The following is a 15,413-nucleotide window of genomic DNA, read 5'->3' on the forward strand; positions in this document are numbered from 1 at the left end:
CTTCGTGGACATCCGTGCGCTCACCGAGCAGCTCGCCCTCAACCCGTTGAAGCCCGAAGACCTCATTCACACCTTCGGGCTCATCGGTGTTGTCGCCATCATGTTCGCCGAGACGGGCCTGCTCGTCGGGTTCTTCTTCCCCGGCGACTCGCTGCTGTTCCTGGCCGGCGTGGCGTCCTCCGCGGTGGCCGACTCGATCTTCGGACCGGGCACCCAGATCTCGTTCGCCGGCCTGCTCATCGGCGCGCCGATCGCGGCGATCGCGGGCGCCCAGCTGGGGCACTGGCTCGGTGCGCGCTACGGGCGGCGCATGTTCGACAAGCCCGACTCCAAGCTCTTCAAGCGGGAGTACGTGGAGAAGGCCGAGTACTACTTCGAGAAGTTCGGCCCGGCCAAGGCCGTCGTGCTCGCGCGGTTCATCCCGATCGTCCGCACGTTCCTCAACCCGGTGGCGGGCACGCTCGGCATGCCGGCGCGGAAGTTCTTCGTGTGGAACGTGGTGGGCGCGGTCCTGTGGACGGACGGCATCCTGATCCTCGGCCATGCGCTGGCCCAGCAGATCTACGACGCCATCGGCGACCAGATCGACCACTACATCCTGCCGGTCGTCGCCGTGATCATCCTGATCTCGTTGCTGCCGATCCTCATCGAGATCCTCCGCGAGCGGAAGCACAAGAAGAACGGCGGCGCGGCGGGCGGCCCCGAGGCGTCGGCCGCGGTCGGCGTGGTGGCGGCGGCCAGCATCGCGGGCATCGTCGATTCGATCCGCGATGAGAACGATGACGAGCAGCCGCGTACGCCTCGGTCGCATCGCCGGCATTGATCTCTTACGCAAACTGACACGCCGGCGGGTTCGTCCCGCCGGCGTGCTTCGTCTCTGGTGCCGTGCTTCGTCTCTGGCGCCGTGTTTCGTCTCTGGCGCGCCTACACGGATACCGCGGTGGACCCGGACAGGCGGTCCAGGAACTCCTCGGGACAGTCGCGCAGGTTTTCCAGTCGACCGGCCGCGAGGGCGCGGTAGGTCAGCTGGGCGGCCTCTTCGAGGTTGCGAGCCCGCTTGTGGGCGAGCTCGACCGTGTCGCCCATGACCACGCAACCGTGATGACTGAGCACCAGGCAGTCGGTGCCGTCGGCGGCCATGGCCGCGGTGAGAGCCGCGACCTCGGGACCGCCCGGCAGACGGAACGGCACCGTCGACACCCGCCGCAGATAGTAGGCGTGGTCGGTGGTGACGATCCGGATGTGCTCGCCGAGGGCGTCGAGCAGCAGTGCGGTTTGGGGATGAAGGTGTACGACGGCGTTGACGTCCGGGCGAGCCCGGTACAACGCCAGGTGCAGTGCCAACTCGCTGGTCGGCTCGATACGCGGCGGCGGCCAGGCGCCGACCGTCGCGGGCGAGCCGTCGGTGATTCGCACGGGTGCGAAGGTTGTCCGGCTGAGCCGGTCGAGCCAGGAGCCGCTCGCGGTCACCCAGATCGCGTCCTCGTCGGGGATCCGTGCGGACAGATTGCCGCCCGATCCGACGACGAGGCCGGACTGGACCACGTCGTAGCCCACGTGCGCGAGCTGGTCGCGCAGGTCGCCCGGAACGTAGTTCACCCGTTTACTCCTCGGGTCCGGGGGGTGGACTTGAGGGGCATTCGGCCTGGCGCCACGCCCCCATAAGCTATGACGCCAGGCTTTCCGCTCTTTCGGCTGTCGCTTCCCGACCCGGCGTCAGCGCGCCTTCTTGGTAGCCCGCTTCCGCGGCGGCGTCAGCAGGTCGGCGATCGTCGCGATCGCAGTCGGCACCAGGCGGTAGTACGCCCACACACCGCGCTTCTCACGCTCGAGGAGGCCGGCCTCCGTGAGGATCCGCAGGTGGTGGCTCACCGTCGGCTGCGAGAGGCCCAGGGGGGCCGTCAGGTCGCAGACGCACGCCTCGCCGTCCGTTGCGGACTGGATGAGGCTGAGCAGCCGCAGCCGGGCCGGGTCGGCCAGTGCCTTGAGCACTCCGGCCAGCCGTTCGGCGTCGGCACGTTCAATAGGCTCGCCGGCAAGCGGCGAGATCTGAGGCATTGTCATTTCCGCCAACGCAGTTCCCACGATCTCCATCCTTCCACCACGTGCATCGATTCTCCTGCATGTGCGCAGGAACGAACCGGTTAACTTTCGGGCCGTAAGGCCGATATCGATCACCTTGTTGGTCGATCGAGGCCGGGCCGGCTACCCGAACTCCCCAACGACCTTTACCGCGGTACCGACTTCGGTCTCTGCCTCCTGCAACGCCTCAGCCGCCGTCTGGTCGCTGCCGGTGCGCGTCGGGCTCTCGATCCCCGCCCCCAGGGTGAGGAGCCCCACATTGTCAATTCGTCGATCCGTTTCGGGTCCTGATCCGTTTCCAGTGAGGTGCGCACCAACCTCGCCGTCCGGTCTCGCCACACTGCGCGATCTTTGCGATCTCTCGGCCGAGGCGGCTCGGCGCGAGATGTTCACGACCCGATGAAAGCACGGCGCCACTCTCCGCGACGGCAAATTCAGTGATGAATTTACGCAGGTCGTGGCGTGCTTCCATGCATCGAGCGTACTGGCTGGAAGGAAACAGGTACCTTTCGCCCCGCCGGGGCGGAACGAGACTATTGACGCACAGCATTGCGTAGATCTGAAAATAAACCTAACTGTTTCGCCGGTCCCTTTCGCCCGATCCGGCAAGCATCGACGCAGCTCAAAGCACCTATGTCCGGCGTCACATCTCTCCGGGCCGACAAGTCACCCGGTCGTGGCGCTGAGAAGGTCCTGTGAATCGCGCGTTCGGACGTTTACCCATCCAGCAAAAAAGACCCTCCGACCGGCTGGGTAAGAACTACCCGGACAGCCGATAGGGGTACCACCCCCGTGGCCAAAGCTACCCGTTCGAGTGACCCACGGCGGTCGATACGAGACACCCCGTGACCAGTTACTCCGCCGGCCGAGCCCAGAACTGGTCCCCCGAACGGGACCCCGCCCGGCCTTCCGAAGACCCTTCACTCTGCGAAGCAGAAGATGACTCACCAGTAACTTTTTCAGACTCCGCAAGCGCCTCGGCGCCGCCCTCGGGGCCGGCCTTTCCGCGGTCCGTTTCCTCTTCCGCACCGCTCGTCCCGGGCGCACCTTCACCCGGCGGGGTGCTCGCCGTTTCGGCCGCGCCCACCGATTCGGAGGCCGCAGAAGTCCCGTCCGCACCCAATCCACCACCGTGCGCGACAGCCGAGGCACGCTCGCCGGGCGCTTGATCGGCAGGCGCAGGCGCGGCGGGCGCCGGCGCGGCAGGCGCAGGCGCGGCAGGCGCAGGCGCGGCAGGCGCTTGACCAGCCGGTGCGTCAGCCGCCTGACCAGCAGGCGCGGCAGGCGCTGCCACGGCCGCCTGACCAGCGGGCACGGCCGCCTGACCAGCAGGCGCGGCAGGCGCTTCACCGGCGGCGGTGGGGGTCCCCGGCACGACGGAGGCCGCACGCTCGGTGGGCCCGGCCGCGGGCGAGGGAGCGGCAGGCGCTTGGCCGACGGCCACGGGTGCCCCGGGCGCGACGGAAGCAGCACGCTCAGCGGGTGCGGCAGGCACTGGATCAACCGGCGCGGGTTCGGCCTCGGGCGCGGCCGTCCCCGGCGCGGTGGATGCCGCACGCTCGGCGGGCGCGGCATCCCCTTCGGCGGCGGTCACGGACGAGGCCTGCTCGGCGGGCGATGCCGGGCTCGGATCCTGCGGGCGGGCCCAGGCGGATTCCGGGTCGGCGCCCGGCTGGACCACCGGGTAGCCCGGCCCGGAGGGCGGCAGTGCGTCGGCCGCCTGAGACGGTTGAGCGGGAGCGACCGGGCCGGTCGGCGGGACGTAAGCGCCGGACGCGGGCGGAGCACCCTGGGCGCCGGGCGCGGCCGGTGCGCTGTAGGCGCCCTGGGCGGGCGGCGTTGCCCATGGACCCTGCGGGCGGGCGCCGGGAGCGGGCGGGGTGCCCCACATGCCCGGAGCGGGCGGCGCGCCATACGGACCCGCGGCCGGCGGCGGGCCGTACTGACCGGCCGCGGGCGGACCATACGGACCAGCGGGCGCGCCGTAGGGACCTGACCCGGGCGGGCCATACGGGCCCGGCGCGGGCGCGCCATAGGGACCCGGCACAGGCGGCCCATAGGGACCCGGCGCAGCCGGCCCATAAGGACCCGGCGCAGGCGGCCCATAAGGACCCGGCGCGGGCGCGCCGTACTGGCCCGCGACCGGCGCCGGGCCGTACGGACTCCCAGGACCGAAGGGATCCGCGGCCTGCGGGCCATAAGGACCCGCCGCGGGTGGCGCGCCGTAAGCCCCGGCGGCGGGCGGCGCGGAAGCCGGACCATAAGCACCCGCGGGGGGAGGCGCAAAAGGGCCGGCCGGCGGCGCGGAAGCCGGACCGTATGCCCCCGCAGCCGGCGGCGCGGAAGCCGGACCATAGGCCCCGGCGGCGGGCGGCGCCGACCCCGGGCCGTAAGCCGCAGGCGGCGCCGAAGCGGGACCGTAAGCGTCATACCCCGCCGTCGCGTACCCGGCCGGATAGGGCGCGCCGTACTGCGGGAGCGACGCCGGGTAAGCGGCGGCCTCGGGCTCGGCGGTGCGGCGGAAGAAGACCTTGGGGGCCGTCAGGATCAGGAACGCCACCAGGGCGTACGCGAGGATCTGCAGTGCGGCCAGGGTGACGTTCGCGCCCAGCCAGCCGCTCGGGTAAGCCCGGGTTAGCTGCTCGCCCACCGACCAGGGGGCCGAGTCGCCGCCTCGCTCCACGCCCAGGGTGACCAGCGCGCCCGCCCCGGCCACCGCGCCCAGGCCGCAGACCGCCAGCGTGGCGATGCGGCCGGTGTTGCTGCCGCGCCGCAGCGCGATGCCGAGCACGACGTAGAGCGCGAAGAGGATCACGGCGACGGCCATCGCCACCGCGGCGCCGAGCCAGACCACGCCTACGTACGTGTCCGGGTCCGTGTCGCCGTAGAGCTGCTCGAAGCCGGTGGTCGTCCCGCCGACCGCGGCGCGGAAGCGGTCGATCGTGCCGGGCACCACGGCCAGCGTCACGATCGCGTAGACCAGCCCGACCCCCGCCATGACCCAGAGCAGGACGGCCGCGATCGACACGACCGGCGGGCGCCCGGCGGGTGAGGCCGGCACGACGGCCGGCGGCGGCAGAGTTGGGTACGACATCGACGACCCCCAAGGTGATCCGTTGCGCCCGAACCTACCCGGGACCGCCCCTGCGCGCGGGGGAACCCGTCCCCGGTCGCCGGACACGACGACGCCCCGCCGTCGGCAGACGGCGGGGCGTCGGAAGGTCAGGCCGGGTCGGTCGGCGGCCGCGGCGGCTGCTCGTCCGGCTGCGGCGGCGAGGGCGGCGAGGGCGGCGGGAACGCCGTGGTCGGCGGCTCGGCCTGGCTCGGGTACGAGGGCAGGCCCGACGGCGGCTGCGGCGGGAAAACCGTGGTCGGCGGCTCGGGCTGCGGCGGCAACGCGGTCGTCGGCGGCTCGGGCTGCTGCGGCGGAATCGCGGTCGTCGGCGGCTCGGCCGGCGGCTGCCCCGGATACTGCGGCGCACCCGAGGAAGGCGCCTGCCCGGGATAGGACGGCTGCCCGGGATAGGGAGGCAGGCCGGGCGCCGGCTGGCCGGGCTGACCCTGCGGCCCGTACGGCGACTGGCTACCCGGCTGCGGCGGGTACCCGGGCGGCGGCGGGTACCCAGGCTGATAGCCGGACGCGGCCGCCGGGTAGCCGGGCTGCCCCGGCGACGGATAGCTCGGGTACGGCAGCGACGGGTCGAACCCGCCCGCGGCCGGCCTCTTGCGGAAGAACTCGTTCGACGCCGGCAGCGCCAGCAGGATGATCGTCGCCAGGATCGCCAGCAGGATGATCACGGTGAACGTCGTGCTGACCGGGGTGTACCAGGACGGCAGGGCCGCGTCGAGGCGCGCCTGCACCTCAGACTGCGTCGGCCCGCCATTGCTGTTGGTCTCGAACGACCGGGTGAACGCGCCACCGCCGAGCCCGGCGCCGACGCAGCAGAGCGAGATGCCGCCGACCACCCAGGTGATGATGCGGGCCGCGTTCTTGCCGCGCCCGTTGAGCAGGCCGAGGATCACGAAACCGGCCGCGAGCAGCAGGTTGATCACCGCGCCGATCGAGTAGGCCGCCGTGATGACGCCCTCGGCGCTGTCGTTGATCGACGAGTCGGCGTAGACGTCCTTGATGGCGTTCGTGACATCGCTCAGGGTGGCGAACGTGAGGATCGCGTTGATCACCTGGAACGCGGCCACGAGGAAGAGGAGGTACGTCGCGACCGTCACGATGGTCGGCCGCGACCGCGGAGCGGGTGCGGGATAGCCGGGTGCCGAATAGCTCGGAACGGTCACGATTCCCCCTATGTTGATCCACTCACGGTATCGGTCTTCTGCCACATCCGCGACCACGCTGCGGCCGTCGCCCGGCTGTGGCAACATCGGGCGAAGATGACCGAAATATCCGGAAATAGATCGCCCGGGAGAGGGGCGACGCGGGCCCATCGAGAGCCCTACACTTCCCCTCGTGGCGCCCGAGCAGCTGAGACCTCCAGCGGCGCCGCCTGCCCGCGAGAGTCGCCCGCCCCGCCAGAACAGCGCCTGGGCCGAGGCAGACCGCACGCGGGCCACGATTCCCATACGCGGGCCGCGTGACCACACCGCGGCCGCCCCAGACCTGTTAAGGACCGGTGAGTCCCATGCCGCAAGCAGACACCCTGACCGTCGTTCACCATGACGACACCCGCACCTGGTTCAAGGACGTGCGGTACCAGCTACACCGCGACGGCATCAAGATCTGGTCGGATCAGGGCGAGCACATCGTCACCGACGTACTGATGACGGAGGCCTACCGACAGCGGGAGGCCAAGTAAGAAGAAGGGCCCCGGGAGCGAATCCCGGGGCCCTTCTCTATGCGAAACGTCACGAGGCCAGCGCGGCCACCGTCAACCCGTCCCGGCCGGCGGCGAGATCGACGACCACGGTGTCGCCGTCCCGGATCTCGCCCGCGAGCAGCGCCTTGGCCAGCGAGTCGCCGATCGCCGACTGCACGAGCCGGCGCAGCGGCCGCGCTCCGTAGATCGGGTCGTACCCGTGCTCCCCCAGCCACTCGACCGCGCCGGGCAGGACCTCGAGCCGCAGCCGCCGGTCGGCCAGCCGGGTGCGCAGCCGCCCGAGCTGGATGTCCACGATCGCGACCAGGTCTTGTTTGGTCAGCGCGTGGAACACCACGATGTCGTCGAGCCGGTTGAGGAACTCGGGCTTGAAGTGCGCCCGCACCACGGCGAGCACCTCGTCGCGCCGCTCCTCGTCACCCATCGTGAAGTCGGCCGCCTGCGAGCCGAGGTTCGAGGTCAGCACCAGGATCGCGTTGCGGAAGTCGACCGTACGACCCTGACCGTCGGTGAGCCGGCCGTCGTCGAGCACCTGGAGAAGCACGTCGAAGACGTCCGGGTGGGCCTTCTCCACCTCGTCGAGCAACACGACGCTGTACGGCCGGCGCCGCACCGCCTCGGTCAGCTGCCCGCCCTCCTCGTAGCCGACGTACCCGGGCGGCGCGCCGACGAGCCGGGCGACCGAGTGCTTCTCGCCGTACTCGCTCATGTCGATGCGGACCATGGCCCGCTCGTCGTCGAAGAGGAACCCGGCCAGCGCCTTGGCCAGCTCGGTCTTGCCGACGCCGGTCGGGCCGAGGAACAGGAAGCTGCCGGTCGGCCGGTCGGGGTCGGCGATGCCGGCCCGCGCCCGCCGGACGGCGCCGGCCACCGCGGCCACCGCCTCCCGCTGGCCGATGACCTTGGACTGGAGCGACTCCTCCATGCGCAGCAGCTTGGTGGTCTCGCCCTCCATCATCCGGCCGGCCGGGATGCCGGTCCACGAGGAGATGACCTCGGCGATGTCGTCGGCGCCGACCTCCTCCTTGACCATCGGCGGCTCGGTCTTCTCCTCCTCGTCGGCGGCCGAGGCGCTGACGATCTCCTGCTCGAGCGCCGGGATCTCCTGGTACTGCAGGCGGGAGGCCTTCTCCCACTCGGCGTCGCGCTGCGCCCGCTCGAGCGCGTCGCGAGCCGAGTCGAGCCGCTTCTTCAGCTCGCCGACCCGGTTGAGGCCGCCCCGCTCGCGATCCCACCGGGCGTTCAGCGCGGTGAGCTCCTCCTCGCGGTCGGCGAGGTCGCGCTCGAGCCGGGCCAACCGGTCGCGGGAGGCCGGGTCGGTCTCCTTCTCCAGCGCGAGCTTCTCGACCCGCATCCGGTCGACCTGGCGCTGCAACTGGTCGAGCTCGACCGGCCGGGAGTCGATCTCCATGCGGAGCCGGGACGCGGCCTCGTCGATCAGGTCGATCGCCTTGTCCGGCAGGAAGCGGTCGCTGATGTACCGGTCGGACAGCGAGGCGGCGGCGACCAGGGCGGCGTCGGTGATCTGCACCCGGTGGTGCGCCTCGTAGCGGCCCTTGAGCCCGCGCAGGATGCCGATCGTGTCCTCGACCGTCGGCTCGCCGACCACGACCGGCTGGAAGCGCCGCTCGAGGGCCGGGTCCTTCTCGATGTGCTCGCGGTACTCGTCGAGCGTCGTGGCGCCGACCATGCGCAGCTCGCCGCGGGCCAGCATCGGCTTGAGCATGTTGCCGGCGTCCATCGAGCCCTCGCCCTTGCCGGCGCCGACGACCGTGTGCAGCTCGTCGAGGAACGTGACGACCTGCCCGTTCGAGCCGCGGATCTCCTCGAGGACGCTCTTGAGCCGCTCCTCGAACTGGCCGCGGTACTGCGCGCCGGCGACCATCGCGCCGAGGTCGAGCGAGACCAGCTTCTTGTCGCGCAGGGTCTCGGGCACGTCGCCGGCCACGATCCGCTGGGCCAGGCCCTCGACGATCGCGGTCTTGCCGACGCCCGGCTCGCCGATCAGCACCGGGTTGTTCTTGGTGCGGCGGGAGAGCACCTGCACGACCCGGCGGATCTCGGCGTCCCGGCCGACGACCGGGTCGATCTTGCCGTCGCGGGCCAGGGCGGTCAGGTCGACGCTGTATTTCTCCAGCGCCTGGTACGTCTGCTCGCCGTCGGCGGTGGTCACCCGGCGCTCGCCGCCGCGCACCTGGGGGAACGCCGCGACCAGCGCTTCCTCGGTGGCGCCGACGCCCTTCAGCGCGCGGCCGACCGCCCCGCCGACCCGGGCCAGGCCGGCCAGCAGGTGCTCGGTCGACACGTACTCGTCGCCCAGCGGCTGCGCGATGAGCTCGGCCTCGCCGATCGCGTTCACAAACTCACGGGAGAGGCTCGGCTCGGCGGTGCTGGCGCCCCGGGCCGAGGGCAGCTGCTCGATCGCACGCACCGCGGCGCGGCGTACGTCGGCCGGGTTGGCCCCGACCGCCCGCAGCAGCGCCGGCGCGGTCGAGCCGCCGGTGTCGAGCAGCGAGAGCAGCAGGTGCCACGGCTCGACCGTGGCGTGCCCCCGGCGGCCCGCGTCGGCGACGGCGCCGGTGATGACGTCGCGGCTCTTGGTGGTCAAACGTTCGGCGTTCATCCAGCTCCCCTGATCGGAAGACTTGAGCGAGTTCCACTCAACTCTAAGAGCCTAGAACCACCTCGACAACGTCAAAGCACGAACTACCGTGACGGTGGACACCAACGCTTCCGGACCGCCCCCCATCCGGCCGTAACGTAAGGCATCGTGCCCGTACCACCCCTGACTCGCCGGCTTGTGCCCTTGTCCCTCGTCTTCATCGTGGTCGGCCTCGGAACCTCGTTCGTCGGGCCCTATCTCGCGCTCTTCCTCGCCGAGGGCGTCCACGCCGGCCCGCTGCGCACGACGGCATTCCTGATCATCGCGCCGATCTCCGGCGTCGCCGTCTCCTGGCTGATCGGCCGCGTCTCCGACCGGCGCCCGATCCGCCGCCAGCTGCTGATCACCGCGGCGCTCGCGGGCTCGCTCGGCGCCTTCCTCACCGCTTTCCTGCGCGATTACTGGGCGGTGCTCGCGGTCACCGTGACCCTCACGGCGGTCGCCGGGTCGCTCTTCCCACAATGCTTCGCGTACGCCCGGCAGATCCTCCAGCAGCGAGACCCGGCCCGGGCGGCGTTCGGCATCAGCGCGCTCCGCACCCTCTTCTCGGCGGCCTGGGTGGGCGGGCCGCCGCTGGCCGCCGTGATCCTCGCGTCGCACGGCTTCGGCTGGACGTACGCGCTGGCCGGCGCCCTCTACCTGGTCGGCGCCCTGATGATCGTGGCGATGCTGCCCAAGGTGCCGGCCCCGGCGGGCGCCACCGCCGAGGTCGAGGGCCACGGCCACGACGCGCGCCCGGTCGCCCTCTTCCTGATCATCGCGAGCTTCACCGCGGTGTCCACCGCGTCGACCCTGAACGTGCAGGCCATGTCCCTGTTCGTGGCGGACGACCTGGGCGGCACGATCGGCCAGGCCGGGCTCATCCTCGGCATCTGCGCGGCGCTCGAGATCCCGATGATGCTGATCCTGGGCGCGCTGACCACCCGCATCCCGGTCCGCCGGCTGATCTTCGTGGGCATCGTCTGCGCCGTGGCCTACCACGCGATCGCGGCGTCGGCCACGCACGTCTGGATGCTCGCCGCGGCGCAACTGCTCCAAGCCATGGTCATCTCCACGGTGGGCGCGCTGAGCATCTCGTACGTGCAGGACCTGCTCCCGGCGCACCCCGGGCGCGCCACCACGATGGTGACCAACACGTTCCCGCTCGGCCAGATCCTGGCGGCGCCCCTGTTCGGCCTGGCGCAGCACTTCGGCTTCCGGCTCGCGTACGGCTTCAATCTGGGTCTCTGCGTCATCGGCCTCGCGCTGCTGATCGCCAGCGGTCGCGTGCGCACCGCCCCCACCAGGCCGGCCTTCAGGCCGGAGCCCGCGTTGAGCGGGAGTTATTAGACAAACGTCAAGTAACGTTGCGGACGTGCGCGTACGGGTTGAACAGACTCCGCTGCCGGGGATCGGTGTCCGGCATGACCTGATCACTTCCTCGGGTCGTACGGTCGGGGTGGTCTCGCATCGCAACGGCCGGCGTGACCTGGTCCTGTACGACGTGGACGACCCCGACTCGTGCCTGGCCTCGATCCCGCTCACCGACGACGAGGCCGAGGCGCTGGCCGACGTGCTCGGCGCGTCCCTGATGCTGGGCCAGCTCGCCGGCCTCCGGCAGCAGGCGGCGGGGCTGCTCACCGAGCAGATCGCGCTGCCGGCCGGCTCGCCGTTCGTGGGCCGCCGTCTGGGCGACACGCGCGCCCGCACCCGTACGAGCGCATCGATCGTGGCGGTGTTGCGCGACCGTGAGGTGATCGCCTCGCCCGGCCCCTCCTTCGCCTTCGAGGCGAACGACGTGGTCGTCGCCGTCGGCACCCGCGACGGCCTGGACGGCGTCACCGCCATCCTCGCCGGCGAGCGCGAAGAATAAGCCGGACTGTGCTTACCCGCGGCGGAAAACCCCAGAAGTAAGGGCGAGAATGCACAGTACGACGACTCTCCTCATCGAGGTCGGCGCGCTGCTTTTCGCGCTCGGCATGCTCGGCCGCCTGGGCCGGCGGGTCGGCCTCTCGCCCATCCCGCTCTACCTGCTGGCCGGTCTCGCCTTCGGCCATGGCGGCCTGGTGCCGCTCTCGGCCAGCGAGGAGTTCATCCAGATCGGCGCCGAGATCGGCGTGATCCTGCTGCTGGTCATGCTCGGCCTCGAATACTCGGCGGCCGAGCTGGTCAGCAACCTGCGCGCGGCCGCGCCCGCCGGGGTCATCGACGCCGTGCTCAACGCCCTGCCCGGCGCCGCGTTCGCGTTCCTGCTCGGCTGGGGCTGGGAGGCCGCCCTCGTGCTGGCCGGCATCACCTGGGTCTCGTCCTCCGGCGTGATCGCGAAGGTGCTCGGCGACCTGGGCCGGCTCGGCAACCGCGAGACGCCGGTCATCCTGTCGGTGCTGGTCATCGAGGACCTGGCGATGGCCTTCTACCTGCCGCTGGTCACCGCCGTGCTGGCCGGGGTCGGCTTCGCCGGCGGCCTCAAGGCGCTCGCCGTCGCCGTGGTCACCGTGATCGCGGTGCTGGTGGTGGCGATCCGCTACGGCAGCACGATCAGCAAGTTCATCTCGGTGCAGGACCCCGAGGCGCTGCTGCTCAGCGTGCTCGGCCTGACCCTGTTCGTGGCCGGGGTCGCGGCCGAGCTCAAGGTCTCGGCCGCGGTCGGCGCGTTTCTGGTCGGCATCGCGCTCTCCGGCCCGGTCGCGCACCACGCCACCGAGATGCTGTCGCCGCTGCGCGACCTGTTCGCCGCCGTGTTCTTCGTCTTCTTCGGCCTGTCCACCGACCCCGCCGACATGCCGCCGGTGCTGCTGCCCGCGCTCGGCCTGGCCGTGCTCACGATGGCGACGAAGATCCTCACCGGCTATCTGGCCGCCCGCCGCGGCGGCATCGCCCTGCCCGGCCGCCTGCGCGCCGGCCTGGCCCTCATGCCGCGCGGCGAGTTCTCGGTCGTCATCGCCGGCCTCGCCGTCGCGTCCGGCGTCGAGACCCGCCTGGCCCCGCTCGCGACCGCTTACGTATTGATCACAGTGATCTCCGGACCGCTGCTGGCCCGTCTGCCCGATTACCACTGGTTCAAGAACATTGTCAGGCGCCGGATGGCCCTGCGGCGCCGCCCCGCGAGCCCTCTTCCCGCAGGTGAGTGACGTGCCAACTGTCAAGACTGCTCAAAGCTACTGACCAGTATCCGATTGTGACGTGGTAACACTTCCGTGGGAACTTCCGGCGCGCTAGCGTTCGGCCTCGACAACTACGTGTTATTCGGACTTTCTGGTGGGCGGCGGCGTGACAGTGCGTGAGTCGACTTTCTACGGCTTCGCGAACCCGGTCGATCCTCGGCCGGAGGAGATACATGCGTGGGCCTATCACCCCGAGTCGGTGCCCCTCGACGCCATGCCTCCCGACTGGGACCTGCTCATCTCCGGCGACGTGCTCGCCCCGACGCTCTTCGAGCTGGCCATGGACCGCCAGTGCCCCGCGCGCCGCTTCGCCCAGCACTGCATGTACATCTACGCCGCCGACGGCGTCCGGCAAAATGCGAGCAACCAGCGCAAACGCCGCCTGAAGAAGTACGTGGAGCGGGCCGAAGAGGTCGGCGACGAGCCGATGTCGATCTGGGCGCACAACTGCCGAGTGCTGATGAGCCGCCCCGAGACGTTCGACTACTCCGACTGGATCGAGGGTGGTCTGGTCCGCCATCCCCGCCGTCTCGGGATGTTCCGCCGCTGACGGGTTGGCCGGTCACCCGCCGCCGCTGAACTCTGCCGCCGCTCAGCCCTGCCGCCGCTCAGCCCTGCCGCCGCTCAGCCCTGCCGCCGCTCAGCCCTGCCGCCGCTCAGCCCTGCCGCCGCTCAGCCCCGAGGCATACCCCACCCCGTTCAGTGGGTGGGGCGACTTTACGGCCGCGGTACGACAGTTTTCGCGCGCTGTCCACACCCGGCGGCTACGGCTTGACCGGCGTTGCGGAGGGGTCGGCGATGATCGCAGTGGCCGGCTCGGCGCCGGGCGGGCGGGGGGCAAGAAAAAACGACCCTCCCATCACGGGAGGGCCGCCTCGAAAGTGCTACTTGTCCGCGGACCGCCGCGGGCGCCAGACCACCAGGGCCGTCGAGGGGCGCTCCTGGCGGACCAGGTCGCGGCCGCCGTAGGGGCTCTCCATCTGGGCTATGCGGGTGTACGCGTCGTCGAGCTGGTGCTCCATCTCGTGTATGCGCTGCTGGAGGTCGGCCACCAGCTGCTCGAGCCCGATGATGCGCTTGATGCCGGCCAGGTTGACGCCGTCCTCCTGGCTCAACCGCTGCACCTCGCGCAGCAGGGCCACGTCGCGCTCGCTGTATCGCCGGCCGCCGCCGCCTGCCCGGCCGGGCTGCACCAGCCCGAGCCGGTCGTACTGGCGCAACGTCTGCGGGTGCATCCCGGCCAGCCGCGCGGCCACCGAGATGATCAAGACCTTCGCGTCGGAGGCCTGCTCCACCGAGATCTCGATCTCCTCATACATGTGCCACCTCCCGATCAGGTCTAACTGCCCCGGCGCACGCGCGCCTCGAGCCGCTCCCGCCCGGCCGGCGGGGTCAGTTTCGCGAAACGCTCCAGCGCGTCCCGTGCTTCCCCCGTGACACCGCCCGGCACCTGCACGTCGACCGTGACGATCAGGTCGCCGGGTGGTCCTTCCTTGCGGGCCACGCCCTTGCCCCGGGCCCGCAGCTTGCGCCCGCTCGGCGTGCCGGGCGGAACCCGCATCGTGACCGGGCCGTCCAGCGTGGGCACCCGCAGGTCGGCGCCGAGCACCGCCTCGGCGATGCTGATCGGCAGGGTCAGCGTCAAGTCGTCGCCGCTGCGGCCGAACAGCTCGTCCGGCCGGACCCCGACCTGCACGTACAGGTCGCCGGCCGGGCCGCCGCGGTCGCCGGGCTCACCCCGGCCGCTGAGCCGAATCCGCTGCCCGTCGGCCACGCCGGCCGGGAAGCGGACGTTGATCGTGCGGGCCTTGGTGACGCCGCCCGTGCCGCGGCACTCGGGGCACTTCTCGTCGACGATCGATCCCGAGCCCTGGCACTCGCGGCACGGCTCGGAGAAGCTGAACGACCCCTGGTTGCGCGAGATGAGGCCGCTGCCGTGGCATTGCGGGCAGGTCCGCGGCGAGGTGCCGGGCTTGGCGCCGTTGCCGTGGCAGGTGTCGCACTCCCCGGCCGACCGGAGGGTCAGCGGGAGCGTCGTTCCGCGTACGGCCTGGCCGAAGTCGAGGGTCACCTCGGTCTCGACGTCGCGTCCGCGCCGCGGGCCGCGCCGGGCCGCGCCACCGCCCGGGCCGCCGCCCGAGAAGATCGAGCTGAAGATGTCGGAGAAGCCGGCGCCGCCGAATCGACGGTCACCGGCGCCGCCCTGCGCGCCCGCCCCGGAGAACCCGCCGAACAGGTCGGACGGGTCGAACTGGGTGCCGCCACCCGAGCGCGCGCCGCGCCGGAACGCGCCCGAGCCGAACAGGGAGCGCATCTCGTCGTACTCTTTGCGCTTCTTGTCGTCGGAGAGCACGTCGTAGGCCTCGGACGCCGCCTTGAACTTCTCCTCGGCCTCCTGGTTGCCCGGGTTCCGGTCGGGGTGCAGATCGCGGGCGAGCTTGCGGTACGCCTTTTTGATCTCGTCGGTTGAGGCGGATTTGTTCACGCCGAGCACGGCGTAGAAGTCCTTCTCGAGCCAGTCCTTCGAGCTCATCGCGTCCACCTCCTCCTAGCGGTAGTCCCGGCCCCCCCCAGGCGGGGGGGGGGGGGAGGCCGTGGGGGTCCCCCCGGTTGGGCCCCCCCCCCACGGACGGGCGCCAACACCCCCCTCCCAACCTGTCGCCCCCACGCCCGGCCCTCACCCCAGGCTCTTTC

13 protein-coding genes are annotated in these 15,413 nt (G+C 71.4%); 6 read left to right on the top strand and 7 right to left on the bottom strand.

Annotated elements, in window-relative coordinates; genetic code table 11:
• The first annotated feature begins 4 nt into the window (after positions 1-4).
• On the top strand, positions 5-823 hold the full coding sequence (locus ACZ6TB_RS46705) for a DedA family protein (RefSeq protein ID WP_465567641.1): 819 nt from the start codon (positions 5-7) through the stop codon (positions 821-823).
• Positions 824-924: 101 nt separating this feature from the next.
• Here ACZ6TB_RS46705 and ACZ6TB_RS46710 read toward each other — a convergent pair whose 3' ends face one another.
• From ACZ6TB_RS46710 to ACZ6TB_RS46725, 4 genes are all read right to left on the bottom strand, one after another.
• A complete protein-coding gene (locus tag ACZ6TB_RS46710; RefSeq protein ID WP_465567644.1) occupies positions 925-1,599 on the bottom strand; it encodes a class II aldolase/adducin family protein in 675 nt (224 codons plus the stop codon).
• 117 nt (positions 1,600-1,716) lie between these two features.
• Positions 1,717-2,094 carry an ArsR/SmtB family transcription factor gene (locus ACZ6TB_RS46715; RefSeq protein WP_014440216.1) on the bottom strand — a complete coding sequence of 126 codons (378 nt, stop codon included), beginning with the start codon at positions 2,092-2,094 and terminating at the stop codon, positions 1,717-1,719.
• An 841-nt stretch (positions 2,095-2,935) separates the two neighbouring features.
• Positions 2,936-5,176, bottom strand: coding sequence for a hypothetical protein (locus ACZ6TB_RS46720; RefSeq protein ID WP_465567647.1), 2,241 nt, complete (start codon positions 5,174-5,176; stop codon positions 2,936-2,938).
• Positions 5,177-5,304: 128 nt separating this feature from the next.
• Entirely contained in the window at positions 5,305-6,375 is a 1,071-nt protein-coding gene (locus ACZ6TB_RS46725; RefSeq protein ID WP_465567650.1) for a hypothetical protein, read from the bottom strand.
• Positions 6,376-6,719: 344 nt separating this feature from the next.
• Here ACZ6TB_RS46725 and ACZ6TB_RS46730 point away from each other — a divergent pair, with 344 nt between their 5' ends.
• Positions 6,720-6,893 carry a hypothetical protein gene (locus ACZ6TB_RS46730; RefSeq protein WP_465567652.1) on the top strand — a complete coding sequence of 58 codons (174 nt, stop codon included), beginning with the start codon at positions 6,720-6,722 and terminating at the stop codon, positions 6,891-6,893.
• A 49-nt stretch (positions 6,894-6,942) separates the two neighbouring features.
• On the opposite strand, the gene clpB is transcribed toward ACZ6TB_RS46730, so the two are convergent.
• Positions 6,943-9,537 carry an ATP-dependent chaperone ClpB gene (gene clpB / locus ACZ6TB_RS46735; RefSeq protein WP_465567655.1) on the bottom strand — a complete coding sequence of 865 codons (2,595 nt, stop codon included), beginning with the start codon at positions 9,535-9,537 and terminating at the stop codon, positions 6,943-6,945.
• A gap of 147 nt (positions 9,538-9,684) precedes the next feature.
• Between clpB and ACZ6TB_RS46740 the strand changes: the two genes are divergently transcribed.
• From ACZ6TB_RS46740 to ACZ6TB_RS46755, 4 genes are all read left to right on the top strand, one after another.
• A complete protein-coding gene (locus ACZ6TB_RS46740; RefSeq protein ID WP_465567658.1) occupies positions 9,685-10,905 on the top strand; it encodes a sugar efflux transporter in 1,221 nt (406 codons plus the stop codon).
• A gap of 25 nt (positions 10,906-10,930) precedes the next feature.
• A complete protein-coding gene (locus ACZ6TB_RS46745; protein WP_465567661.1) occupies positions 10,931-11,428 on the top strand; it encodes a cation:proton antiporter regulatory subunit in 498 nt (165 codons plus the stop codon).
• 49 nt (positions 11,429-11,477) lie between these two features.
• Complete coding sequence (locus ACZ6TB_RS46750; RefSeq protein WP_465567665.1) at positions 11,478-12,686, top strand: cation:proton antiporter; 1,209 nt, start codon at positions 11,478-11,480, stop codon at positions 12,684-12,686.
• 139 nt (positions 12,687-12,825) lie between these two features.
• Positions 12,826-13,269, top strand: a complete 444-nt coding sequence (locus ACZ6TB_RS46755) for a hypothetical protein (protein ID WP_465567667.1) — start codon at positions 12,826-12,828, stop codon at positions 13,267-13,269.
• A gap of 334 nt (positions 13,270-13,603) precedes the next feature.
• On the opposite strand, the gene ACZ6TB_RS46760 is transcribed toward ACZ6TB_RS46755, so the two are convergent.
• Both ACZ6TB_RS46760 and dnaJ read right to left on the bottom strand, forming a co-directional pair.
• A complete protein-coding gene (locus ACZ6TB_RS46760) occupies positions 13,604-14,038 on the bottom strand; it encodes a heat shock protein transcriptional repressor HspR (protein ID WP_465567670.1) in 435 nt (144 codons plus the stop codon).
• A gap of 20 nt (positions 14,039-14,058) precedes the next feature.
• Positions 14,059-15,252, bottom strand: a complete 1,194-nt coding sequence (gene dnaJ, locus ACZ6TB_RS46765) for a molecular chaperone DnaJ (protein WP_465567673.1) — start codon at positions 15,250-15,252, stop codon at positions 14,059-14,061.
• Positions 15,253-15,413 lie beyond the last annotated feature (161 nt).

Source organism: Actinoplanes sp. NPDC051537, assembly GCF_055586105.1.